General features: G+C 71.2%; 22 protein-coding genes and 1 pseudogene. 9 read left to right on the top strand and 14 right to left on the bottom strand.

All coding sequences use genetic code 11. From position 1 onward, the window contains the following. Positions 1-188: 188 nt before the first annotated feature. Positions 189-1013: a TrmH family RNA methyltransferase gene (locus BLT59_RS00520; protein ID WP_091775693.1), complete on the bottom strand. Its 825-nt coding sequence runs from the start codon at positions 1011-1013 to the stop codon at positions 189-191. A 4-nt stretch (positions 1014-1017) separates the two neighbouring features. After that, complete coding sequence (gene croR / locus BLT59_RS00515) at positions 1018-1491, bottom strand: 3-hydroxybutyryl-CoA dehydratase (RefSeq protein WP_091775021.1); 474 nt, start codon at positions 1489-1491, stop codon at positions 1018-1020. A 189-nt stretch (positions 1492-1680) separates the two neighbouring features. Here croR and BLT59_RS00510 point away from each other — a divergent pair, with 189 nt between their 5' ends. The 3 genes and pseudogenes from BLT59_RS00510 (at position 1681) to BLT59_RS00500 (ending at position 4202) form a co-directional block, all read left to right on the top strand. Beyond that, positions 1681-2286: a cation efflux transmembrane domain-containing protein gene (locus BLT59_RS00510; protein ID WP_091775018.1), complete on the top strand. Its 606-nt coding sequence runs from the start codon at positions 1681-1683 to the stop codon at positions 2284-2286. 22 nt (positions 2287-2308) lie between these two features. Continuing rightward, entirely contained in the window at positions 2309-3160 is an 852-nt protein-coding gene (locus BLT59_RS00505; protein WP_175543888.1) for a metallophosphoesterase, read from the top strand. A gap of 140 nt (positions 3161-3300) precedes the next feature. Next, positions 3301-4202 (top strand): annotated as a pseudogene (locus BLT59_RS00500) (transporter). Between the two features lie 289 nt (positions 4203-4491). Here the strand turns inward: BLT59_RS00500 and BLT59_RS00495 are convergent. Further along, positions 4492-5937: a homospermidine synthase gene (locus BLT59_RS00495; protein WP_091775012.1), complete on the bottom strand. Its 1446-nt coding sequence runs from the start codon at positions 5935-5937 to the stop codon at positions 4492-4494. A gap of 376 nt (positions 5938-6313) precedes the next feature. On the opposite strand from BLT59_RS00495, the gene BLT59_RS31055 reads away from it, so the two are divergent. The 4 genes from BLT59_RS31055 (at position 6314) to BLT59_RS00480 (ending at position 11297) form a co-directional block, all read left to right on the top strand. Continuing rightward, positions 6314-6490, top strand: a complete 177-nt coding sequence (locus BLT59_RS31055) for a hypothetical protein (protein WP_173009159.1) — start codon at positions 6314-6316, stop codon at positions 6488-6490. Positions 6491-6592: 102 nt separating this feature from the next. Continuing rightward, entirely contained in the window at positions 6593-7309 is a 717-nt protein-coding gene (locus tag BLT59_RS00490) for an invasion associated locus B family protein (protein WP_091775009.1), read from the top strand. Between the two features lie 137 nt (positions 7310-7446). Continuing rightward, positions 7447-10821, top strand: a complete 3375-nt coding sequence (locus BLT59_RS00485; RefSeq protein ID WP_091775006.1) for a hypothetical protein — start codon at positions 7447-7449, stop codon at positions 10819-10821. Continuing rightward, complete coding sequence (locus tag BLT59_RS00480; RefSeq protein ID WP_091775004.1) at positions 10818-11297, top strand: AAA family ATPase; 480 nt, start codon at positions 10818-10820, stop codon at positions 11295-11297. The genes BLT59_RS00485 and BLT59_RS00480 overlap by 4 nt, the downstream gene beginning before the upstream one ends. Before the next feature lie 19 nt (positions 11298-11316). Here BLT59_RS00480 and fliP read toward each other — a convergent pair whose 3' ends face one another. Genes fliP through BLT59_RS00465 form a run of 3 tightly spaced genes read right to left on the bottom strand, consistent with a single transcriptional unit; the run spans position 11317 to position 13650 of the window. Further along, positions 11317-12075 (bottom strand): flagellar type III secretion system pore protein FliP, encoded by a 759-nt coding sequence (gene fliP, locus BLT59_RS00475; RefSeq protein ID WP_091775688.1) that lies wholly within the window; start codon positions 12073-12075, stop codon positions 11317-11319. 20 nt (positions 12076-12095) lie between these two features. Continuing rightward, on the bottom strand, positions 12096-13163 hold the full coding sequence (locus tag BLT59_RS00470; protein WP_091775001.1) for a lysylphosphatidylglycerol synthase domain-containing protein: 1068 nt from the start codon (positions 13161-13163) through the stop codon (positions 12096-12098). Positions 13164-13218: 55 nt separating this feature from the next. Beyond that, the gene (locus BLT59_RS00465; protein WP_091774998.1) at positions 13219-13650 is read right to left on the bottom strand and encodes a hypothetical protein; all 432 of its coding nucleotides are present in this window, start codon (positions 13648-13650) and stop codon (positions 13219-13221) included. A gap of 191 nt (positions 13651-13841) precedes the next feature. Between BLT59_RS00465 and BLT59_RS00460 the strand changes: the two genes are divergently transcribed. Together BLT59_RS00460 and BLT59_RS00455 are read left to right on the top strand one after the other, a co-directional pair. Further along, positions 13842-15152, top strand: a complete 1311-nt coding sequence (locus BLT59_RS00460) for a KpsE/RkpR family capsule polysaccharide export protein (RefSeq protein ID WP_091774995.1) — start codon at positions 13842-13844, stop codon at positions 15150-15152. Between the two features lie 101 nt (positions 15153-15253). Next, on the top strand, positions 15254-15538 hold the full coding sequence (locus BLT59_RS00455) for a hypothetical protein (RefSeq protein WP_091774992.1): 285 nt from the start codon (positions 15254-15256) through the stop codon (positions 15536-15538). Between the two features lie 242 nt (positions 15539-15780). Here the strand turns inward: BLT59_RS00455 and BLT59_RS00450 are convergent, their stop codons facing one another. The 8 genes from BLT59_RS00450 to BLT59_RS00415 all read right to left on the bottom strand — a co-directional run bounded on the left by BLT59_RS00450 (position 15781) and on the right by BLT59_RS00415 (position 23847). Beyond that, entirely contained in the window at positions 15781-17142 is a 1362-nt protein-coding gene (locus tag BLT59_RS00450; protein WP_091774989.1) for a sigma-54-dependent transcriptional regulator FlbD, read from the bottom strand. A 58-nt stretch (positions 17143-17200) separates the two neighbouring features. Then, on the bottom strand, positions 17201-17533 hold the full coding sequence (gene fliN / locus BLT59_RS00445; protein ID WP_091774986.1) for a flagellar motor switch protein FliN: 333 nt from the start codon (positions 17531-17533) through the stop codon (positions 17201-17203). A 10-nt stretch (positions 17534-17543) separates the two neighbouring features. Continuing rightward, entirely contained in the window at positions 17544-18155 is a 612-nt protein-coding gene (locus BLT59_RS00440) for a FliH/SctL family protein (protein ID WP_091774983.1), read from the bottom strand. Beyond that, positions 18152-19210 carry a flagellar motor switch protein FliG gene (locus BLT59_RS00435; protein ID WP_091774979.1) on the bottom strand — a complete coding sequence of 353 codons (1059 nt, stop codon included), beginning with the start codon at positions 19208-19210 and terminating at the stop codon, positions 18152-18154. The genes BLT59_RS00440 and BLT59_RS00435 overlap by 4 nt, the downstream gene beginning before the upstream one ends. Before the next feature lie 25 nt (positions 19211-19235). Continuing rightward, positions 19236-20867 (bottom strand): flagellar basal-body MS-ring/collar protein FliF, encoded by a 1632-nt coding sequence (gene fliF / locus BLT59_RS00430; RefSeq protein ID WP_091774976.1) that lies wholly within the window; start codon positions 20865-20867, stop codon positions 19236-19238. A gap of 361 nt (positions 20868-21228) precedes the next feature. Next, positions 21229-21504, bottom strand: coding sequence for a CtrA inhibitor SciP (locus BLT59_RS00425; RefSeq protein ID WP_007569077.1), 276 nt, complete (start codon positions 21502-21504; stop codon positions 21229-21231). A gap of 91 nt (positions 21505-21595) precedes the next feature. Next, the gene (locus BLT59_RS00420) at positions 21596-22282 is read right to left on the bottom strand and encodes a flagellar hook assembly protein FlgD (RefSeq protein WP_091774973.1); all 687 of its coding nucleotides are present in this window, start codon (positions 22280-22282) and stop codon (positions 21596-21598) included. A gap of 89 nt (positions 22283-22371) precedes the next feature. Beyond that, entirely contained in the window at positions 22372-23847 is a 1476-nt protein-coding gene (locus tag BLT59_RS00415; protein WP_244513762.1) for a flagellar hook-length control protein FliK, read from the bottom strand. Positions 23848-24009 lie beyond the last annotated feature (162 nt).

Raw genomic sequence — 24009 nt, 5'->3', positions numbered from 1 at the left:
TACGGTGGGCAGGCATTCGCAAGGTGTCCGAGGGCGCGCCGCGGTGCGTACGGCTCGTGCTGACCCGGCCCGTCGTACCATGCGCGGGCTCTGTTTCACGGTATTGCGGGGACATGCCGGCTTCATGGGGCCACCGGCCTTCTTCCGGTCGGTGCGTGGCGTCCGCGGGATTGTCCGTCGCGCCGTCCTCAGGTCTGACCGAGGCGCCCCTGGCCGCGGGCGATCGTGTACAGGGCGATGCCCGCCGCCGTGGCGACGTTAAGCGAGTCGAAGCCGGCGGCCATGGGGATGCGGATGGGGCGGGCTCGGGCGAGGGTTGCCGCGTCGAGGCCTGGCCCCTCGGTGCCGAGGATCAGGAGCGCCCGCGTCGGCACCGCGAGCCCGTCCAGGGGCTCGGGCGCCCCCGGGCTGAAGGCCAGCGGCTGGAGGTCGAGGGATTCGGCGAGCCGCAGCCAATCCTGCTCCGCCGGGAGCCGCGCGAAGGGCTGGATCAGGGCCGCCCCGGCCGACACCCGGATGCTCTTGCGGTAGAGCGGGTCGCAGCTCTCCCCGTCGAGGAATACTGCGTCGGCTCCGAACGCCGCCGCGTTGCGGAAGGCAGCGCCGACATTGTCGTGGTTAGTCAGGCCGGCCAGGCCGACCACCAGGGCGGGTGCGGGCGAAGGCGGTACGAGGGCCGCCGCCTCGGGTTCCGCGCCGCGCAGGCCGACGGCCAGGACCCCGCGATGGATCGGGAAGCCCGTGACCGCGCTCATGACCGCCTTGGTGGCGCAGTAGACCGGCGGCGGCACCGGTAAGGCGGTGATGTCGGCGGCGAGGCCGGGCCAGCGCTCCGGCGCGATCAGGATCGATTCCGCACGAAACCGGCTGCGGCGGCCGAGGAGCAGCCGCAGCGTGACCTCGCCCTCGACGATGAAGCGCCCGGCGCGGCCGACGAGGTCGCGCTCGCGCATCCGGGTGTAGGGCTCGAGGCGGAGGTCGTCCGGGTCGCTGAGGGTTTCCGGGTCCGGGATCACCTCAGCCCTGGGAGCGCTCGGTGCGGCTCGCGAGCGGGTCGGCCTCGGCCTTCGTCGGCACCTTCACCAGCGCCTCGCCGTCGAGAACGGTCTCGCCCCCCACCGAGCACCGGCAGGCGAGGCGCGCGCGCCGCCGCTCGGGCATGAGTTCGGCCACCGTCACGGTAACGTCGACGACGTCGCCGATCCGGACCGGCGCGCGGAAATTCAGGGTCTGGGAGATGTAGACCGCGCCGGGGCCGGGCAGGCGCGTGCCGAGCACCGCCGAGATCAGCCCGGCCGTGTACAGGCCGTGGGCAATGCGGGTGCCGAAGGGCGTGCGCGCGGCGAAGTGCTCGGACAGGTGGATCGGGTTGCGGTCGCCGGTGATCTCGGCGAAGCCCACCACGTCCGAGGAGGCGATGGTCTTCGACAGGGTCTCGGACAGTCCGACCTCGAGATCCTCGAAATAGAGCACGCGCAGTTCGGGCAGCATGACGCGGCAGACCTCCGGTTCCGGCCGGTCATTCGTCTCGTGCGGCCGGCTCCGGCAACGGCGTCGCACGATCGCGGCGCCGAATCCACCCGGACAAAGGCGTAACGGCCTCGAACTTTCTTGAGCCGCGGACAGGCTTTTCTCAACGGCTGCTCGACAGGGCCGCGCGCGTCAGCGAAGAGGCGTCCCGTGATCGCCGATGATGCGCCCCGGCCTGCTCCGCCCGCCCTCCGCCCGGTCGTCGCCCGCGTGGCGGCGCTCAACCTCGGCTATTTCGGCATCGAGATCGCGGTGGCGCTCGCCATCGGCTCTGTGGCGCTGATCGCCGACAGCCTCGATTTCCTCGAGGACGCGGCGCTCAACCTGCTGATCTTCGCGGGCCTCGGCTGGAGCGCGCGCAATCGCGCCCGGCTCGGCACCGCCATGGCGGGGATCCTGCTCCTGCCGGCCCTGGCGGGCGCCTGGGCGGCCTACGGAAAGGTCGCCGACTTCACCGCCCCTGCCGCTTTGCCCCTGACCCTCGCGGGGTTCGGGGCGCTCGCCGTCAACCTCACCTGCGCGCTCCTGCTCGCCCGGCACCGCTCCGGCTCGGGCAGCCTGACGCGGGCGGCCTATCTCTCGGCCCGCAACGACGCCTACGCCAATCTGGCGATCATCGCCGCCGGCCTGGTGACGGCTCTCCACCCATCCCCCTGGCCCGACCTCGTCGTGGCGGCCGGGATCGCGATCCTCAATGCCGACTCGGCCGCCGACATCCTCAAGGCGGCCGCGGCCGAGCGCAGAGCCGCGCGATAGCGGACCCTCAGCAGCGACCATCATGCGCATCTTCCCCATCTCGGACCTGCACCTGGAGCGGCGGCGCCTCGACCTGATCGCGCCGCCCGCGGCGCCGTTTGACCTGCTCGCCTGCCCGGGCGACCTCCATGAAGGGCATCCCGAGCGGGGTCTCGCGGCCCTGCTGCATCTCGCGCAGGGCCGGCCGATCGTCCTGGTGCCGGGCAACCACGAGCGCTATGCCCCGACCGGGGATCGGCGCACCGCACCGGAGCTGCTCGTCGCCCTGGAGGCCGAAATCGGGCGGCTCAACGGGCTCGGCGCCCGGATCCACCTGCTCCAGCGCTCGCAGAGCTGCGTCATCGACGGTGTCCGCTTCGTCGGCACCACCCTGTGGAGCGACTGGGCGCTCGCCGGGCGCTGGCTCGGTCCGGACAGGCCGGACCGGCCCGACGATCCGGTGGCCTACGCCGCGGCCCGCATGACCGATCCGGTGACGGGCTCGCGCGAGTATCTGGGCTCGATCCGCAAGGCCGACGGCAGCCCCTGGCAGCCCGCCGACGCGATGGCGGAGCACCGGACCGAGCGGGCGGCCCTGCATGCGGCGCTCCGGATCCCCCACGATGGGCCGACCGTCGTGGTGACCCATCATCCGGCGAGCCCGCTGGCCGCGGACCGGTTCCGGGACGCGCCCGGTGTCCCCTGGTGGGTGCCGGCCTTCTACGCCAGCACGGCCCTCGACGACCTCCCCGATGCCGAGCGGCCGGAGCTGTGGATCTCCGGACATTTCCATGCCGGCCACGACCTCGCGGTCGGCCGCTGCCGGTGGGTCTCGAACCCGGTTGAGGGCACGACCTACCGCAGTGATTTCCTCGTGGAAGTCGAGGTCCGATGATTTAGTCCCGGTCTCAAGAGATCGGATCGTCGACCCCGTGCCGTTGCGCACAGCTTGGCCGTAACGGCGGGATGTTGGTGGAGTGACACCCGTCCAACCCTGATCAGCTCCGTGTTCCGGGGCTCAGGTTCGGGGCTTTCATGGTCGGATTTAGCCTGACATCACGTGGGATCGCGGCGGCGGCTCTTGCCGTCACCGTGCCCATCGCGGTCACGTCGCGAGCGACGGGCGCCCGGGCGCCCGGGCGGCCTCCGCGGCGCAGCCGGGGCAGACGGTCGGTCTGCCGGTAGGCGATCAACTGCCGGTCGGTCTGTATTTCGTGAATCTGTCGAGCTTCGGCGTGCGCAGCACGCGCCCGCGGGACTCGTCGACCAGCGTCAACCTGCCGACCTTCGCGTGGGCGACGCCCTGGGACGTCGCGGGCGCACGCCTGCAGTTCTTCTTCACCCAGCCGATCGCGGCGGCGAGCAGCCAGGGAGCGCCCTATCAGAGCGGCGTCGGTCAGCAGCTGCTGGCGGCCCAGCTCGCCTGGGACCTCGGTGGCGATGTCGGCTTCAGCTACCTGTTCGGCGGCTACCTGCCGATCCAGACGCGCTTCCTGACCCAGTCGGCCTCGCTGACCCACCGCTTCGCGCTCAGCTACACCGGCCAGGGCTGGAACCTGACGGCGAACATGCTCTACGGCGTCTTCCTCGACACGCGCTCGCCCAGCGGGACCCTGTACCCGGACTATCTGAATCTCGACCTGACCATGACGAGGAAGTTCGGCCAGTGGCAGGTCGGCGCGGTGGCGTTCGGCTCGACCGATCTGCCAACGGGTGTGGGCAGCCACCGCCCGCAGGGGCAGATCGCGGTCGGCGGCCTCGTCGGATACAATTTCGGTCCGGTGAACCTGCAGGCGTACCTCACCCGCGACGTGGCCGAGCGCAATTACGGCGGCCGCGAGGTTCGCGGCTGGCTGCGCGCGATCGTGCCGCTGTATCAGGACAAGAACGAGGTCGAGCCGGGCCGGACCCTCGTGACGCGGCGGCAGGCTGAGTAGCCGGGGCCCCTTCAGGCACCGGCTCGTTTCCCCTCCTCCGTCCGGGCAGAGGGCGCACGCGGAGCCGGTTTCATCGCCCGCTCGGGGAATGTCGTACGCCTTGTGTGGGCGCCTCGCAGCCGCGTCGCCCGTCATCCCGGGGCCGGAAAGCGGCGCCCGGGATCCCTAACCGCCGACGGCCCATGGGGGAATGAGCCGACCGCCAGCCCCACCCCGCTCAGATCGGACTTGCCCGATGGGCAGGCCCGAGATCTGCGGAGCGGGCCCGGCGAAGGCGGTGCGCGAAGCCTCAGCCGTGCACCAGCACGTTGCGGAACTGCCAGGGATCGCTGGTGTCGATATCCTCCGGGAACAGCCCCGGACGGTCGGTGAGCGGCGTCCAGTCGGTGTACACGCCAACGACCGGGCCGAGATACGGCGTCTGGACCTCCAGGCAGCGGCGGAAATCCATCTCGTCGGCCTCGACGATGCCGGCCTCCGGGTTCTCCAGGGCCCAGACCATGCCGGCGAGCACCGCCGAGGTCACCTGCAGGCCGGTGGCGTTCTGGTAGGGGGCGACCCGGCGGGTCTCCTCGATGGAGAGCTGCGAGCCGTACCAATAGGCGTTCTTCTTGTGGCCGTAGACGAGCACGCCGAGCTCGTCGATGCCGTCGACGATCTCAGTCTCGTCGAGGATGTGGTGCTGCTCCTGCACCTTGGAGGCCTTGCCGAACATCTCGTGGAGCGACAGCACGGCGTCGTCGGCCGGGTGGTAGGCGTAGTGGCAGGTGGGCCGGAAGACCGGCTTATCGCCCTCGCGCACCGTGTAATAGTCGGCGATCGAGATCGCCTCGTTGTGGGTCACGAGGAAGCCGAACTGCGAGCCGGCGGTGGGCACCCAGGTGCGCACCCGCGTGTCGGCGCCCGGCTGCAGCAGGTAGATCGCGCAGCGCGAACCCTTCTCCTGCTCGCGGGCATTGGCGGGCTTCCAGGTCTCGTGCGTGCCCCAGCCCAGCTCGGCCGGCTGGTTGCCCTCGGAGACGAAGCCCTCGACCGACCACGTGTTGACGAAGACGCCCCGCGGCTTCGGGGTTTTGGCGCGCTGCGTGTCCCGCTCGGCGATGTGGACGCCCTTCACGCCCAGATCCTTCATCAGGGCGGCCCACTCGGCCTTGGTCTTGGGCTCGGGCCGCTGCAGACCGGTATCCCGGGCGATGTTCAGGAGCGCCTGCTTGACGAACCACGAGACCATGCCGGGATTGGCGCCGCAGCATGAGACCGCCGTGGTGCCGCCGGGCTTCTGCGCGCGGGCGTCGAGGATGTTCTCGCGAAGCGCGTAGTTGGTGCGGTCGCCCTGGCTCTTGCTCTTGTCGAAGTAGAAGCCCGGCCAGGGCTCGGCCACGGTGTCGATGTAGAGGGCGCCGAGCTCGCGGCAGAGCTCCATGATGGCGCGCGAGGAGGTGTCGACCGACAGGTTCACGCAGAAGCCCTGGCCGCCGCCCTCCGTGAGGAGCGGGGTGAGCACGTCGCGGTAGTTCTCCGGCGTGAGGGCCACCGTCTCGAACCGCAGGCCGTGCTTCTCGGCGAGAGGCCGATGGGTGTCGACCGGGTCGATCACGGTGAAGCGGGCGCGGTCGTATTCGAAATGGCGCTCGATGAGCGGCAGGGTGCCGCGGCCGATCGAGCCGAAGCCGATCATCACGATGGGGCCGGTGATACGGCCATGGATCGGGTGACGGGTCGGCTGGTCGGTCATGCGGGATATCCTCGTCTGGCGGATGCCGGGCGCGTCCGCTCGTCTGGCTCGCGGGCGGGTTATGGCGCGCGTGTGACAGTGCGGCGACAGGCCCCGCCGCCGGAGTGGTGCCGGTGCGCTTCAGGGTCCGAGTCGCCGGAAACGGGCTCAATGGCGGCTTGCCCGTCGCCGGTCAACCGCGCCCGCCCAGTCCTTCCTTAACGTCCACTTGCCCGATCCCGGATTTGCCCATGAACTCGGTGCATGCGTCCCCAGCCTTATCGCCGGTGGCAGGCTCCGAGCGCGGGGCTCATATTGCAGTGCAGCAGGGTCGCGCAGAAGACCACTGAAATCGGGGAGCATGGAGACGCCTGGGACCTCGCATCAGGAGTCCGTCATGCTCGCGCTCATCACCTCCCGGATCCCCGGCCCGGTCGTCGAGACCGCCGACCGTGATCCCGGCTTCCTCACTCTCGTCTTCGCCGTCGGCCGCGCCCTGCGCAGCGGTTCCGAGACCGCCTTCGCGCGCCGCTGCGCGCTCGCCCGCGCCGTCGGCGGCCCGAATCCCCTCTGAGACCGGCACGCAACCCGGGGCCGATGCGTCCGGCGATTGCGTCGCCCCGGCTTGGGCATTAGGCGGCTCTGCCGTCCAGTGGCTCCGGGGGATCGTGATTCCATGCCGACATTTCGTGCGCTCCTGCGTCTCAGCCTGATCGCGACCTCGCTCACAGCGGTCCCGAACCTGGCGGCGCGGGCGCAGGATGCCGAGCCCGAGGCCGCCCCATCCGCCGAAGCCCCTGCCGATGCGCCTGCCAAGGCGCGTCCGAAGCCTCGGGCGAAGCCGGCCCCTCACAAGGCGTCCAAGCCGCCGGAGGCCGCCAAGCCGCCGGAGGCCGCCAAGTCCGAGGAGGCCGCGACCCATGCGGCGCCCGCGCACGCCGTGTGGCCGGCCGGGGCCAGCACCGTCAGCGAGAGCTACGGCGACTGGACGATGACCTGCACCCGCCCGAACGAGAAGGTCACCTGCATCGTGGCGCAGGCGCAGGGCGATTCGCAGACTGGCCGGCGCAAGTTCGGCTTCGAACTGCAGACGCCCGCGAACGGCCGCTCCGAGGGCGTCGTGCTGATGCCCTTCGGGATGTCGATCGAGCCCGGCGTGACCTTCAAGCTCGACGAGCAGGCCCTCGGCAAGGGTGCGCCCTACACGACCTGCGGCGCAGAGGGCTGCATCGTGGCGATCAGCTTCCCGACGTTGGCCCTCGACGGGATGCGCACCGCCAAGGCGCTGACCGTCACCGCTCAGAAGGCGGGCAGCGCCGATCCGGCCACGATCACGGTGCCGCTAACGGGCTTCTCGCAGGCCTTCGACCGGGCCGTCGCCCTCAGCGGTTGAAGCGCGCCGCGCTCCGCCGCCTTTTCCCGTTACGGTTAAGCCAGCGTTAGCCGCGGTGCCGCAGGATCCCGCCGAGATGTGGCGCCGCGCGCCGCGGCCCGTCCGGTGCCGCGCGCCGGGTTCGGATCGGCGAGGCGATGGGATCGGTGGGCGGGCGACCCCGGGTCGGTCGAGGACGTGGCGCGCGGCTGCTGGCCGCGTCGCTGGCGCTGCTCGCCCTGCTGGCGGCAGTCGACCCGGCCCTGGCCGCCCGGCTGATCGGCGCGAAGGGCAGCGAGATCGGCAGCGGTGCCGGCGGCTACGGCCGGATCGTCCTGACCTTCGACAAGCCGGTCGCGCTCAAGGCCAAGCTCGCCGGCGGCGTGCTGCTCGTCGGCTACGGCGAGCGGATCGCCCCAGGGCCCGAGCATCTCGCCGACGAGATGCCGGCCTTCGTCGCCAGCGTCCGCCGCGACCCCGACGGCACCGGCCTCCGGCTCGCCCTGCAGCGACCCTTTCGGTTCAACGTCCAGACGGCCGGCGAGCGCGTGTTCCTGGACCTGCTGCCGGAGGGCTGGTCCGGCCTCCCGCCGCCGCTCCCGCCCGAAGTGGTGGCCGAACTCGCCCGCCGGGCCCGGGCCGCCGAGGAGGCGCTCAAGGCGCGGATCCCGGAACCGGTGCGCCGGCCCCTGTCGCTCGAACTGGCGCGGCTTCCGACCCTGACGCGGCTGTCGCTGCGCCTGCCCGCGGAAGCCGTTTCCGTGGTCACCGCCGAAGGGCCCGCGACGCGGGTGCGGGTGATCGGTGCCTGGACGATCGATCCTAGCGCGACCCGCGGCCGCCCGCGGCCGGGCATTGCCAAGCTGGCGACGGAGATCGACGCCACCTCGGCGAACCTCCTCGTTACACCCGAGGACGGGTACACGATCGGCACCGAGCGGGAGGACGGCGCCATCTTCGTGGACGTGGTCCGGCGCAAGCCGCTGGAGTCAGCCGCGGTCGCCGTCGATGTGCCGGGCCCTGCCACTGGGACGCCGCTCCCGGCCGTGCCTGTGCCGCCACGTCCGGCGGCGCCGGTCGCCGCACCCCGCCCGCCCGAAGCGCCGCCGACGCGCCGTGCCGGCGGCGGTCTGATCTTCCCGTTCCAGTCCCTGCCGCCGGCCGTCCTGTTCGAGCGCGGCGGCATCGCGACGCTGGCCTTCGAGACCGCGGAGCCGGTCATCGTGCCACCGGCGAGCCAGGGCCTCGCGCCGATGGGACCGCCGGCCCGAACGGGCCCGCTGACCGTCCTGCGGTTCCCGGTCCCGTCCGGCCGCCTCGTTGATCTGAACGCCGTCATCACCGGAAACGGGGTGGCGTGGGAACTCTCGGCGGGCGATACGCTGAGTCCGAGCGACACGATCGATCCGGTCCGCAAGCCCGATCCGTCCGGCCGTATCGCCGTCGCCCTCGCGCTGCCGCGACCCGGCTCGGCGACATGGCTCACCCTCGACGGCGAGCGGATCGCGGTGGTCACCTCGGCGGCGGCGCATCCGGTCGGCAATCCGAAGAGCCGTCGCTTCGTCGATTTCGAGATCCTGCCGAGCCGGCACGGCCTGGCGGTGCTCGCCGGCGCTGACGATCTGGCCGTGCGGCCCGAACTCGAGGGCGTCTCGATCGGCCGCGAGGGCGGCCTTGCCGCCTCGATGGCGGCCCGCAAGCCGGACGTGGTGCTCGCCGATGCAGGGGCGCTCACCATCACGATGGAGGCCTGGGAGCGCGCCAGATCCGGGAACGTCCGCGAAACTCTGCGCCGCCTCTTCGACGCGGCCGTCGCGGCGACGCCGTCCGAGCGCGGGCCGGCACGGCTCGCCCTGGCACGCGCAGATTTCGCCAACGGCCTCGATTACGAGGGCCTCACCGCGCTCGAGATCGCGGCCGCCGACGATCCTCTCCTGGCCGCGCAGCGCGACACCGCCCTCCTGCGGGGCATGGCCCTGGTGCGGATCGGCCGGAACACCGAGGCGCTGAAGGCCCTCAGCGTGCCGCTCCTGATCGATGATCCCGAGGCCGCTCTGTGGCGCGCGATGGCGGCCGCCGGGACGGGCGACTGGAAGACGGCGGAGTCCGGTTTCCTCAAGGTTCTGCCGCTGGCCAATGGCTATCCCGCGGATGTCGCGCAGCTGATCCGGGCGAGTGCAGCCGAATCGGCGATCGAGAACGGCGATGCCGAGACCGCCGCCGCCCGGGCGGAGGCGGAACGCGATCTGTCGCCCTGGATCCGGGACCGGCTGGCCCTGGTCCGCGCCCGCGTGGCCGAGGCGACCGGCCAGACCGAGGCGGCTCTGGACGCCTATGCGCGCCTGGACGAGTCGGCCGTGCGTCCGGTCTCGGCCGAGGCCGTGCTCCGGGGGACGCTCCTGGCCCGGGCTGCCGGCAAGCTGGCCCCCGATGCCGCCGTCGAGCGGCTGGAGCGGTTCGCCCTGACCTGGCACGGAGGCCCGGTGGAGGACGGCATCACTGCCGGCCTTGCCCGCCTCTATCTCGCGGCCGGCCGGTGGCGCGACGCTTTCACGGCGGTGCGCCGAGCCAACGCCTTCGCGCCCAATGCCCCCGGCACCGCGGCCCTGGCGCGGGAGGCGCAGGCGGCGTTCGAGAGCCTCTACCTCACCGACAAGGGCGACAAGCTCCCCGGGATCGAGGCCGTGGCGCTCTTCTTCGATTTCCGCGAGCTGAGCCCGATCGGACGGCGCGGTGACGAGGTGGTGCGCCGCTTGGCCGACCGCCTCGTGAGCCTCGACCTGCTCGATTCCGCCGCCGACCTCCTGCAGTACCAGATCGACAACCGCCTCACCGGCCCGGCGCGTTCCTCGGTGGCGGCGCGGCTCGCGACGGTGCGGCTGATGGACGACAAGCCCATGGAGGCGCTGAAGGTCCTCGATGCCACCGAGCTGCCCGAACTGCCGGGCGAGCTCAAACGCGCCCGCGCCCTGATCCGCGCCCGTGCCCTGTCGGACCTGACCCGGACCGACTTTGCGCTGGAGACGATCGAGGGCGAGAGCGGCCCGGATATCGAGCGTCTGCGCGCCGACATCTATTGGGGTGCACGCCGCTGGCGCGAGGCCGGCGAAGCCCACGAGGCGCTGCTCGGCGAAGCGTGGCAGTCCGGCCAGCCCCTGGACGATCAGGCGCGCGCCGACGTCGTGCGTGCCGCCATCGCCTATGATCTCGCGCATGAGGCCATCGGCCTGGAGCGGCTGAAGGCGAAGTTCTCGCAGGGGATGGCGGCGAGCCCGGATGCCCGCACCTTCGCACTCCTGACCGGCACGGACCCGACCCGGGCACCGGGCTTCCGGGACATCGCGGCGCGCGCCACGAAGGCCCAGACCCTGTCGGCCTTCCTGGCCGAGTATCGCAAGCGGTACCCGGACGCCGCCACGCCCGATCGCGGCCGGCCGGAGGCACCGGGTGCGGGCGCCGAGGCACCCGCGGGTGGTCCGCAGGGCGGCCAGCAGCAGAGCAGCGCCGAAACACCCGGCGCGCCGCCCGGGTGAGCGCGGTGGTCGTCATCGACCCGGACGCCTTCCTGGACACCGAGGACGGCCGCATCTGGACGCCCGAACGGAACGCCGAGGCGTGGCGACTGGCCCTCGCGGCGCTGCGCGCGGCGCTCGCCGCGGACTCGGTGGAGCGGCTCGTGGTCGTGTGCGGCCTGCAGGGGGCCGGAAAGTCCACCTGGATCGCCCGGCAGCAGCCCCAGGCCGGCCGCGTCTACCTCGACGCCGCCCTGCCCGGCAGGCGGCACCGCGCGCCGATCCTCGCCGTCGCGCGAGCCTGCGGCGTCGCCGCGGAGGCCGTCTGGATCCGCGCGCCGCTCTCTGTCGCCCTCGAGCGGAACCGGCGGCGCGCCCCGGACCGGCAGGTCCCGGAGTCGAGCATCCGCTCCGTCGACCGTCTGTTCGAGCCGCCGTCGGACGCGGAGGGCTTCGCGGCGGTCCGGATCGTCGACGCGACGTCCCTCCCTGGCTGACGGCCCGGCGCGACCGCTCTCATCCGCCGTAGCTCTGGACCAGGGAGCCGGCGACGAGGGTCCAGCCGTCGACCAGCACGAAGAAGATCAGCTTGAACGGCAGCGCGACTGTGGCCGGCGGGACCATCATCATGCCGATGGCCATCAGAACCGAGGCGACCACGAGGTCGATGATCAGGAACGGGATGAACAGCAGGAAGCCGATCTCGAAGGCGCGGCGCAGTTCCGAGATCATGAAGGCCGGTGTCACGATCTCGAGGCCGACATCCTCCGGGCCCTTCGGCGTCTGCACCTTGGCGAGGTCGAGGAACAGCTTCAGGTCCTTCTCGCGCACATTGCGCAGCATGAAGGTCTTGAACGGCGCCGAGGCGCGCTCGAACGCCTGGGCCTGCGTGATCCGGCCGGCGATCAGCGGCTCGATGCCGGCGCTGTAAGCCGCGCGGCCCGTCGGAGCCATCACGAAGGCGGTCAGGAACAGCGCGAGGCTGACGAGCACCGCGGTCGGGGGCGCCGTCTGGGTGCCCAGCGCCGACCGCAGGATCGACAGCACCACGACGATGCGGGTGAAGGCCGTGGCCATCACGAGCACGGAGGGCGCCACCGCCAGGACGGTGATCAGCGCCACGAGTTGCAGGGCCCGCTCGGTGGTGCCGCCGGCGCCGAGGTCGAGGGTGACGCTCTGCGCCAAAGCGGGGCCGGCGGCGAGCAGGCCGCCGGCCAGTCCGGCCAGGATGAGCAGCCGCCGGTGCGACTTCGAGACGGTGCGCCTCGGACGGATCGGGTCGGGGTTATGTGAGGTCACGGACGGTCGCAGCTGGGTGTGGCCGGGCGCACGCCGGCGCGGCGCGCCTCGAGGTTCTGCCAGACGAGCAGGGCGGGCAGGCCGAGGACCACGTCGGGTACGCGGCGCGCGAGGGACAGGGCGAGGGCGGTGCCCGCATCGATGCCGAACAACCCGCAGACCAGCACGAGCCCGCCCTCCTGAACGCCGAGCCCACTCGGGACCAGGAAGGCGGCCGCCTTGATCGCTTGGCTGAGCGCCTCGATCACCAGGATGTCCGCCAGGCCGACATGGTCCACACCGATGCAGGCGAGGACGACCGCGACCTCGGCGGTTCCGAGCAGCCAGGCCAGCGCGTGCAGGGCGAAGGACTGGGCGAGATGACCCCGGCGGCTCCGCGCCCAGACCATGTCCAGGGCGCCCTGGATCCGCGGCGCCGGCTCGGGGCGCGCCTCGGTCTCGCGGACGAAGCGCCGGCCGAGGGCGGCGAGCCGATCCTCGATCATCCGCACGATGCCGGTCCGCTGGAGGGCGAAGAATGCCGCCACCGCCAGCCCAGCCACTGCGAGCGTCCGCAGCGTCCAGCTGGCGAGGGCTGCCGCCTCGGCGCCCTCGACCCGGCTGAGGAGGCCTGCGCCGAGGCTGGCGAACAGGGCGAGGGTTCCGACCTGGAACAGCATGTCGGCCAGGACGGAGGCCGCCGCCAGGGAGCCGGCGACACCCCAGAAGGTGAGGAGGCGCGCGCCGAGGACGTCGCCGCCCACCGAGGCCACGGGCAGCAGCACGTTGATGCCTTCGCGGACGAAGCGCAGGATCAGGCAGGCCGAAGCCGCCGCCGGCGTCAGCCCGTCGAGGATTCGGGCCCAGGCGAGGCCGCAGAGCAGAATCACGAGGACCCTCACCAGCGTGACGCCGGCAAAGCCCGCGACTCCGATCCGCCCGAAGGCCGTGGCCACGGCGGCGAGATCGTTGGTCGCCACGAGCCAGATAGCGAGGCCGAGGCCGATCAGGGTGCCGAACAGCGGGAGGCGGCGCAGCACGGCGTGGGTCGCCCGCCGCTTCCGGGAAACGTGGTCGCCGGTCACGGTGTGCGGGCCTCGCGTCGAGAGGCGGGCAAGAGCGCGCTCCAGGTTGTGCCGGTCAGCGGAGTGGCGGCGATTCGTCGGGTCGTACCGCCGCTAGAGCGGTATTGGGGCCGAATTCGGGGACCACACGGCGCGGCAGGACGGGATCAAGCACGGCGGCGAGGGCCTCGGCCGGGCCGGCGGCGGGGTCGAGCAGGATGACCCGGCCCGCGGCGAGGCTGGCCCCGGTGGCGACCGCCACGGCGCGCTTCGGACAGGGACCGAGGCAGCCCGCCTCTACGATGCAGAGCTTCCCCCGGCGGCCCGGTGCCCCGTCCCGGGCAGCCTTCTTTCCGGCCTTCTTCAGCAGGGCGCACAGGTCCCGCCCGCGCAGGCCCTGCCGCTTGGCGCATTTGGCGCAAACGACGACGATCTCGGAGAGCTTGGTCTTGGCCGAGCGGCCGGCGGCGCGGCCGGCCACGCCCGTGACATGCGGTTCTGTCATCATTCAGAGACTGTAGGCCGCGATACCCGCCCTGGGCTACGGCGCCCGTCGCCGCGGTGCAGCAGCCGAGGGCGGACCGGGCGAGGTGCCATAAAAAGGGCCTAAAAGAACGGGATCCCGGTAACCGCGCACGGGCCGCCCCTCGGCCGGCGCCGCGGCAGCGGAACCGGCGCAGACCCAGGAACAATGAGCGGATGAGCTTCGACGACGTCAAGGACGACACGCGCGAAGGCGAGATCGTGACGTTCGCCGCTCCGACCATGACGGAGCTGCGGCGCAGCGCGGAGACGATCCGGCCGGTGCCGGAGAAGCGCACCGCGCGGGCGCTCGTCGCCTCGGTGCGGCAGCGCCTGGACTGGAACCGGCTGCCGGGCCTGCGTCCCCGCGAGGAGGACACCTCGACCTACGGCGCACGGATCATCCGCCGCGTCAGCTTCTTCGTTCTCCTGCCCACCCTCGTGGTCGGGCTCTACCTGTTCGTGTTCGCGTCCAACCAGTACGTCGCGGAGGCCCAGTTTGCGGTCCGCGGCAACGTCGAGCCGATGGAGAACATCTCGCTCGGCCAGTACACGAACCTGATTCAGAAGCACAACAGCCAGGACAGCTTCATCGTCCGCGACTACATCAACAGCCAGACGTTGGTCGAGGCGCTCGAGAAGAGCATCGGCATCTCTAAGATGTTCTCCCGGCCCGAGGCCGATTTCTGGACGCGTTTCGATCCCACCGACCCGATTGAGGATCTGACCAAATACTGGCGCAAGCACGTCGAGGCGCATATCGACTCGATTTCGGGCGTGATCCGCCTGTCCGTGCGCGCCTTCACGCCCGAGGATGCCCTGACCATCGCCCAGGCGGTGGTGTCGCGCTCGGAGGCGCTGATCAACGACATCTCGAAGCGTGCGCAGGCCGACATGGTCACCCAGGCCGAGGCCGACGCCAAGGTCGCTCAGGACCGGCTGAGCAAGGCGCATGTCGCGCTGCAGGCGTTCCGCAATCAGTGGGGCGTGATCGATCCGATCAAGACGGCCGAGGGGACGCTGACCACCCTGACGCTCCTGCGGAAGGACAAGCTGAAGGCCGAGAACGACCTGCAGGTCCTGCGCGGCTCGAATCTGGACGAGCGTTCACGCTCGATCCAGACCTACGTCGCCAACATCGCGGCTATCGACCAGCAGATGAAGGCGCTTCAGGACGAGCTGACGAGCACCAATGCCAGCGCGGGCGGCCAGAATCTGACCGAGGCGCTGCTTCAGTACGAAGGGCTGCTGGTCGAACGGACGATTGCCGAGAAGCTCGAGGAATCGGCCCACAGCCTGCTCGACCGCGCGCGCATTTCGGCCAGCAAGCAGCACATCTTCCTGGCCACCTTCGTGCCGCCGGTCCTGCCCACCGACAGCCTCTATCCCGAGCGGGGCCACTCCCTGCTGGTGTCGTTCTTCTGCTTCCTGGTGATCTGGAGCTCGTCCTCGCTGCTGATCGCCGGCATCCGCGACCAGAGGATGTAGCGGCGACGGCAGCCCGGGATCTGGATCCCGGGCGGCGCGATCCTGTAGAGGGAGGCGGCCCGGGACCCGGGTGCCCCTGGATGAGCGAAGTCTAACGATCCATGTCGGATTTCTCCGATCTCGTCGCGAAGGCGATCCAGCCGTCGATGACTCGTGAGGAGCGCGAGGCGGTCTACACGGTCGTGCGGCAGGCGGTGCTCCGGCTGCAGGAGCGGGAGGCGTTCCCCCCGGACGATCCGCGGGTCGCCCTCCAGCGCCACCTCGTCGAGGAGACGATCCGCGACGTCGAGGGCGATGTGGCCCGCTACGAATCCCTGCGCAAGCTCGACGCGGCCTTCGCGGCCCAGACCGAAGCCCATAAGGCGGCACAGAGCGGGCGGCGTTAGCCCCGCGCCCGGTTCCGCTCCGACCCCGTTGCGGCGCGGGTGCGCGCCCATTCGTATCCGTGACGAGTTCGGACGCTGACAGGACGCACAGTCGTTCCGCGGCGCTGAAGGCGGGTCCGGACGCCAAAGACACTGCCGGCGCTCGGCTCTCGCGCCTCGGCGTGTCTGAGTCCCGGGCTCGGCTGCACGGCCCCGGGCTGACGGAGTGACGCCGCTGCGAAGCGGCGAAACTGAGCCGCACCTCAGCCGCAGGCGACGCTCGCCCGGACCCCGCCTGGCTCCGCCACATCGAGGCCCGCCGAGACGTACTCGTTGAGCTTGTTGCGCAGGGTCCGGATCGAGATGCCGAGGATCTTGGCCGCGTGGGTCCGATTGCCGAGGCAATGGTCCAGGGTATCGAGGATCAGGTCGCACTCGACCTGCGCCACCGTCCGTCCCACCAGCCCACGGGTGGCAGCCTCGGCAACCTGTGCGGCGCGCGCCGCCGGTCCCTCGGCGGCGAAGGTCTCGCCGTCGGGTGAGAGAATCGCCTCCGGACCGATCGTGTCGCCCGAGGCGAGCAGCACAGCCCGGTGCAGCGTGTTCTCCAACTCGCGGACATTGCCGCGCCACGGGTTCTTCAGCACCAGCGCCCGGGCTTCCGCAGAGAGCGGACGGACCGGCATTCCGTTCACCACGGCGTATTTCCGCGCGAAGTGCGTGGCGAGTTCGATGATGTCGGCCGGACGCTCGCGCAGCGGCGGCAGCCGCAGGGCGACGACATTGAGCCGGTAGAGCAGGTCCTCGCGGAACGTGCCCTTGCGGACCTCCTCGGCGAGGTTGCGGTTCGAGGTGGCGAGCACGCGGATATCGACGCGCACCGGTGCGGTGCCGCCGACCCGGTCGATCACCCGCTCCTGCAGCGCCCGCAGCAATTTCGCCTGCAGACGCACATCCATCTCGGAGATCTCGTCGAGGAGCAGCGTGCCGCCATTGGCCTCCTCGAACCGGCCGATGCGCCGGGCGACCGCGCCGGTGAACGCGCCCTTCTCGTGGCCGAACAGCTCGGATTCGAGCAGCGCCTCGGGGATCGCGGCGCAGTTCACCGAGACGAAGGGCTTGCCTGCCCGGTTGGACTTCTGGTGGACGTGGCGGGCCAACACCTCCTTGCCGGTGCCGCTCTCGCCGGTGATCAGCACCGAGGCTTCGGAGCGGGCGACCTGCTCGGCGAGCTTGACCACCCGCTCCATGGAGGGGTCGCGCCAGATGAAGGCGGCACGATCTGTGGCGACCGCCTCCAGAACCGCCGCGATCATCTCGGGATCGGGTGGAAGCGGGATGTACTCCTTGGCGCCGGCCCGGATCGCCGCCACGGCGGCCGAGGCGTCCGCCGAGACGCCGCAGGCGACCACCGGCGTACGGATCCGCTCCGCCTCCAGCGCGGTGACGAGGTCGCGGATCGGCAGACTCACGTCGATCATGATGAGATCGGCGCCCCGCGCACGCAGGACGGAGAGGCCCTGCGGCACGGCGTCGGCCTGCGTCACGGCGGCGCCGCGCTGCATGGCGATCTTCGAGGCGGTGATCAACTCGCCGTTGAGCCGCCCGATCATCAGGAGCCGCATGGTTCGTCCCTCTCAAATACCGTGGCGCGGACAGCCTCCCGGCGTCCGCACCGACAAATCACTCGCCCTTGACGATCTCGGTCATCGTCACGCCGAGCCGGTCCTCGACGAGGACGACCTCGCCGCGGGCGACCAGCCGGTTGTTGACGAACACGTCGATCGCCTCACCGACCTTCCGGTCGAGTTCGAGCACCGCGCCGGGCCCAAGCCGGAGAAGGTCGCCGATCGGCATCCGGGCGGAGCCGAGCACCGCCGAGACCATCACCGGCACGTCGAAGAGCTGCTCCAGGTCCGCCGCCGTCTTCGGGGTGGTGGGCGCGTCGCGGATCGAGCCCGCGGCGTAGTCGGTGTCGTGCTCGCCGAGCTGGGGCAGGCTGAAATCGTCGGACATCAGGATCTCCTCACGGGCTCGTCGGCAGGCCGAGGGCGTCCAGCACCGCCGCCTCTATGCGGGCGCGCTCCCGCACGATGCCGCCGTCCGCCCATTCGATGCGGGCGTCCCCCGCGGCCATGTCGGGGTCGCCGAGCACGACGAGGCGACCCTCGTAGCCGCGCTCGCGCGCGAGGCGCTTCACCAGGATCTCGGCCTCCTCGACCAGGCTCTCATGCACCCGCACCACCAGGTGCGGCACGCCGCGCAGATGCTGGAGCGCCGTCCGGGCCGCCTCGCCGATGCCGGCGAGCGGGGCGGCGTCGAGGGCATCACCCGCCACCTTGCGGGCGATCAGGATGGCCACCTCGACCGCCTGCGCCTCGCGCTCGGCGTCGCGCGCGTCGGCCTGGGCGATCAGGCCGGCTGCGGCCAGCGCCAAGCGGGTCACGGCGTCGGCGAGCCGTCCCTGGAGCTGCGCCTCCGCCTGGATCCGCCCCTCCTGGACGCCGCGGGCATGGGCCTCCGCCTCGGCATGGGCGGCGGCCTCGGCGGCGCGCCGGGACTCGGCGCTCGGGCGGGCGCTGCGGAAATCGGTCTCGAACAGGAACGGCTTGGCGCTCCGGGCGGATTGGGCGCTCAATAGACCAGTTCCTCCTCGGCGCTATTCTTGGCGATCATGATCTCACCCTTCTCGGCGAGGTCCTTGGCGGTCTCGGTCATCTTCGCCTGCGCCTCGTCGACCTCCTTGAGCCGGACCGGCCCGAGCGAGGCCATCTCGTCCGTGAGGTTCTTGGCGGCGCGGGTCGACATCTGCTTCATGAAGAAGGCCCGGGTCGGCTCGTTGGCGCCCTTGAGCGCCCGGCACAGCGTATCGCCGTCGATATTGCGCATCAGGGTCTGGACGCTGCCCGGATCGAGCTTGAGCAGGTCCTCGAAGGTGAACATCAGCTCGCGGATGCGCTTGGCCGAGCCGCGATTCGCCTGGTCGAGGGCGGCGAGGAAACGACCTTCGGTCTGCCGATCGAAGGCGTTGAACACGTCGGCCATCATCTCGTGGGCGTCGCGGCGCTGGGTCTGCGCGATGGTCGACACGAACTCGACCCGCAGGGTCTCCTCGATGTGGCGCAGGGCCTCCTTCTGCACCGTCTCCATGCGCAGCATCCGGTTGAGGCAGTCGATGGCGAAATCTTCGGGCAGGATGGTCAGCACCTTGGCGGCGTAGTCGGCCCGCACCCGCGACAGCACCACCGCCACGGTCTGCGGGTACTCGTTGCGCAGGAACGAGGCGAGAATCTCCGGGTCGACCTGGGCGATCGAGGCCCAGACGCGCTTGCCCGACGCACCCTTGATCTCCGCCATGATCAGCGAGACCTGGTCGCTCGGGAAGATCTTGAGGAGCAGCGCCTCGGTCCGCTCGAAGTTCGACGAGATGCCGCCGCTGTTGCCGAGCTTCGTCACGAACTCGATGATCAGCTTCTCGACGGTCTGCGCCTCCAGCGTGCCGAGCTGGACCATCGCGTGGCTGACCTTTTTGATCTCCTCCTCTTCCAGCATCTGCCAGATCGGCGCGCCTTCCTCCTCGCCGAGCATCAGCAGGAGCGCGGCGGCGCGCTGCGGACCGGGCATGGATGCGAACGAATCGCCGCCCGCCGTCGCCAGCGTGTTCCCCAGACCCAGTGCCGCACCTGCCGCCATCGTTCTGCCCTCGACGCCTTACGCTTCACTCTTCCTGGATCCAGGTGCGCAGCACCTCGACGGTCTCGGACGGGCTCGCCCGGACCATGTCGACCACGCGCTGGACCGTCTCGGCCTGGACCTGGCCGTTGATCTTGGCGAACTCCATCAGCCGCGCCGTCGGGCTGTCACGGTCGATGACCGTCACGGTCCCGCCCGGGCCGGCGATCGCGGAGGCGTCGCCGGGGAGTGCCAGCCCTGACGGGGTCAGGGCCGGCTCGTCCGGCATCGGCGCGAGCACCTGGCGCAACAGGGGGCGGACCACCGTGAGGAGGACGATGAGGGTCAGCAGCGCCAGCACGCCGAGCTCGGCCATGCGCAGCACGTCCTCCTTGGTGGGGGCGAGCAGCGACTGGATGAGCGTGGGCTCGGTGAATTGCGGCACGCTCGGCGCCTCCGCGAAGCGCAGGTTCACCACTTCGATCTGGTCGCCGCGGGCCTTGTCGAAGCCGACCGCGCCGCGCACCAGGGCGGTGATCCGCTCGATCTCGGCGGGCGTGCGCGGGTTGTAGGTCTGCTTGCCGTCGGGCGCGGTGGCGTAGACTCCGTCGAGCACCACGGCGACCGACAGGCGCTTGATCCGGCCGCCCTCGGCGATCTCGGTCTTGGTGACCCGGGAGATCTCGTAGTTCGTGGTTTCCTCGTTCTTGTTGGTCGCGTCCTTGGGCGTCGGCGCCTTGTCGCCGCCGTTGGCGCCGGGCAGCTCGTTGCCGACGCTCACCTGCCCCTCGGCATTGCCGGTGACCGCCGATTCCGTGCGGGTCTGGGCGGAGCGCACGACGCGGCTCTCGGGATCGAAGGTCTCGGAGCGGCTCTCGACCCGGCTGAGGTCGAGTTCCGCGCTGACCTGAACGCGGGCCCGGCCGGGGCCGACGATGCCGGCGACCACGTCCTCGATCTGGCCCCGCAGGCGCCTTTCCAGCGCGACCTGCCGGTCCTCGAACCCGCTGGCGACGTCGGTCGCGGCGTCCCGGGCACCGTCGGCCAGCAGCCGGCCGCGCTCGTCGACGATCGAGACCCGCTCTGGCTTCAAGCCCTCGACCGCCGAGGCCGCGAGGTGGCGGATCGCCCGCACCTGCCCGGCGTCGAGGTCACCCATCAGCTTCAGCACGATGGCGGCGCTTGGGCTCTCCCGGTCGCGCTCGAACAGGCGGCGCTCCGGCAGGACGAGATGGACGCGGGCCGCCTGGACCCGGCCGATTGCCCGGATCGAGCGCGCCAGCTCGCCTTCCAGGGCGCGCAGGTGATTCACGTTCTGCACGAAGTTGGTCGACGAGAACGCGTCGCCCTTGTCGAAGATCTCGTAGCCGACGCCGGCCTGGGTCGGCAGGCCCTTGCCGGCCAAGTCCATGCGCAGCTTCGCGAGATCCGGCCGGGGCGCCAGGATGGTCTGACCGGCGTCGCCGCGGGTCTCGTAGCGGATCCCGCGGCTGTCGAGTTCGCGAACCACCGAGGCGGAATCCTGCATCGACAGGTCGGAGAACAGCACGCCCATATCGGGGCGCGAGACCCGCAGGATGATGAAGGCGAAGAAGCCGATGAGGGTCAGCGTCACCGCTACCATGGCGGCGATCCGGGCCGGTCCGAACTTCGTGACGAGATCGAGGACCGGCTTCACGGGCGGATTCGCTGCACTCTAACGCTGGCGGACCCCAGCGGCCCGCTCGGCAGAAATTGCCCAGGTCGTGGTTAGCGAGGCGTTAATGCCGCGCGTCCGGCGGGCAAGAAGGCGGGGGCCGGAACGGCACGAAGCCGCGTCCGGAGGTCCGGACGCGGCTTCGTGGGCTCTCGGATTCGCTCAGCCCGCTCCGGCGAAGGTCGTCGCTTCGGGAGGGGCCGTCGCGTCATCCCGGGACCGCGGAGCAGAGCCCGGAACCCAGAACCGCCGACGCGCCGGGTTTCTGTACCCTCGATCTTTGTGGGTTCCGGGATCGCCAGAAGCGCCCCGGAACGACGGTGTCCAACCAGGACGCCGGGATTCAGTGCCGGTAATGCTGGATCCGGGTCGTCCGCAGGCCGGCGAGGCCGTGCTGGTCGATGGAGAACTGCCAGCTTAGGAATTCCTCGGTGGTCAGCGTGTAGCGCTTGCACGCCTCCTCAAGGCTGAGGAGGCCGCCGCGCACCGCGGCCACGACTTCGGCCTTGCGCCGGATCACCCAGCGACGGGTGCTCGGGGGCGGAAGATCCGCAATCGTCAGAGGGCTGCCGTCGGGCCCGATCACGTACTTCACTCTCGGGCGGCTCGGTTCGGTCATGATACGCTCTACACTCGACTGACCTGTCGAGCATTGAAGGTACTTGCGCCCGCTTAAGAGATGTTGAAGCGAGTCACTCAGATATGATTCGTTAAGTGCCACTTGTGGACAACCCGATGGTCTGCACGCTGGACAGCGGCACTTTCTGCGAGCCCATCACCAGCACAGGCGTCGTCCCGCTGAGATCGACCTCGTCCACGGTGCCGGTCAGGCTCGTGTCGACCGCCACCGCGGCGCCGGTCGCATCCGTGGCCGAAACCTTGATCGAATAATTCCCGTCTGCCGCGCTCAGGCCCGCCGAGGTCTTGCCGTTCCACGTGTAGGTCTGGCTGCCGGCGGTGAGCGCGGTGGTCTGCGTGGCCACGACGTTGTTCTTCGAGTCCAGGATCGTAATCACCGCCTTCGAGGTGGCCCGGGCGGGGGAGAGCGTCCAAGAGGCCGAGCCGTTGGACAGCTGCGAGGCGCTGCCATCCGCCGTCACGGTCTTGCCGATGTAGCTCGTGGCCGAGGCCGAACTCGCCGATTGCGACGCGCTCAGGATGCTGTCGAGGCGGTCGTTCGACTTGAGCTGCTGCTCGACACCGGCGAACTGCACCAACTGCTGCGTGAACTGGTTGGTGTCCATCGGGTCGAGGGGGTTCTGGTTCTTGAGCTGCGTGGTCAGCAGCGTCAGGAATTGCGTGAAGTTGCTGGCGATCTCGGTCGCGTTGCCGCTGCTGCCCGACGACGAGCCCGTCTTGGACGTCGTGCTGGTGAGGCTGGATATGCCGCTCGTCATGCTGATCTCTCCCATGCCGCGCCGTGGCGCAGGGCCCGGACGCGCGCTGTGTCTGTGCCGGTCCGCGAGGCGGGTGCCGCCCGCGCCGCCTAGATTCTCATGTCGACGCCGCCGTAGCCGCGCAGGAAGCGGATCGGGGCGACGTCCTGCGGGGCCTCGGCCTGATCACGGGGCCAGTCCGCTCCGCCGCCGCGGGGAGAGTCGCCCTGCTGGCCGCCGCTGCCGCCGTTCGGAGCACTGCCGTCGCCCCGCAGCGACAGGTTGAGGCCGCCGCCGGCGGGATCGAAGCCGGCTTGGGACAGCGCCTGCTGCAACTGGCCGGCATCGCGCTGGAGCAGGGCGAGCGTCTCCGGCCGGTCGACCACGAGGTGGGTCATGACCCGGCCATGCGCCTTGTCGATCTCCAGCTTGACGTCGATGCGCCCGAGTTCGGCCGGATCGAGCCGGATCTGGAACTCGTTGGATCCGCGCAGGGAGCGCAGGCCGATGGTCATCGGTACCTGGCCGATGGGGATCGGCGGGTCGGTCTGGACTGGCGCGGCGGTCTGGGTCGGGGCAGCGGCGCCCTGCGCGGCATTCGTCGCGCCGGCGGCGGAGCTGGGCGGCACCGGCGGCGTCGGGGCGCCCTGCGCGGCCGGGGGCGTGCCCTCAAGCGGATTTGCGCCCCGGCCCGCATCGGCCAGAGCGGCGAGGAAATCCTGGCCGTCCCGGTCCGATGACGCAGCCGCGGGGACGCCGACCGTGGGGCCATCGACCGGGATGCTGCTCTTCTCGACCTTGCCCAGCCCGCTTCCAGCACCTGCCGCCGTCGCGCCGGGGGCGATTCCGGCGATCCCCGACACTTCACCGCCAGCGTGGCTGCCGCCCTGTGCACCCGTGCCGGGGAGGCCCGCGGCCGCGCCCGTTCCGGAGGGCGCCGCCCCACTGTCCTGCACGGTCGCCGCGCCGGTGCCGGCGTCCGCGTCGGTCTTGCCCGTTCCGGTCGCCGCACCGCCCTCGGTCAGCGCGGCGATGAGGGCCAGCAGGGAGGCGGAAGGGCCAGAACCGGCCGGCTGGGCAGCGGCGTCGGCCTTCTGCGGCAGCGCCGTCGTCTCCGTCGGCGCCGTGTCACGAGCCGCCGTGTCGGTTGTCTTGGAGGCCGGATCCTGTGCGGTCGCGGCTGCCTCGGAGCGCGGCTGTGCAGTGGATTCCGTCCGGCCTGTCTCCGCGCCGTGCGTCGCCGCCGGTGCCCGAGCTTCCGCACGCGCGTCAGCGGCGGAGCGCGGTGCATCGGCCTGCGTTGCACGCGCCGTCGGAGCCACCGCATCCGCCTGCCGGGCGAGGCCGGCCTTCCTGTCGGCGGCGCGGGCGTCGGTCTGCAGCGCCGAATCCCGCGCACGGTCGCTCGCCGCACGCGCGGCCTCGGCCTGATCGCGCTGATCGGCCTGACGGGTGCGGGCCGATGCGGCCATGTCGCGCTGGTCGGCCGCGCGGGCGCGCGTCTCCGCCGCGTCGTCGCGCGCCTGGGCGGCGCTCAAGGCGGCGCCGAAGCGCTCCTGCGAGGACGTATCAGCCCGGGCGGCCACGCCCGCCGCCTCCCAGCCCGACCGCGGGGCGGACGCAGGCCGCGCGGACGGAATCCAGGTAGTGACATCTAAACGATCCGCCGCACCGCTCGCCATACCGGACTCCTCTCGGCCGCTCCGCAGCAAACCACGCGCCACCGGATCTTTCGGCTAAGGTATTGA

This window comes from Methylobacterium sp. UNC378MF (genome assembly GCF_900103195.1).
Lineage (GTDB): Bacteria > Pseudomonadota > Alphaproteobacteria > Rhizobiales > Beijerinckiaceae > Methylobacterium.
The sequence above is the reverse complement of the archived record's forward strand: the minus strand, read 5'-3'. Positions and strand labels throughout refer to the sequence as shown.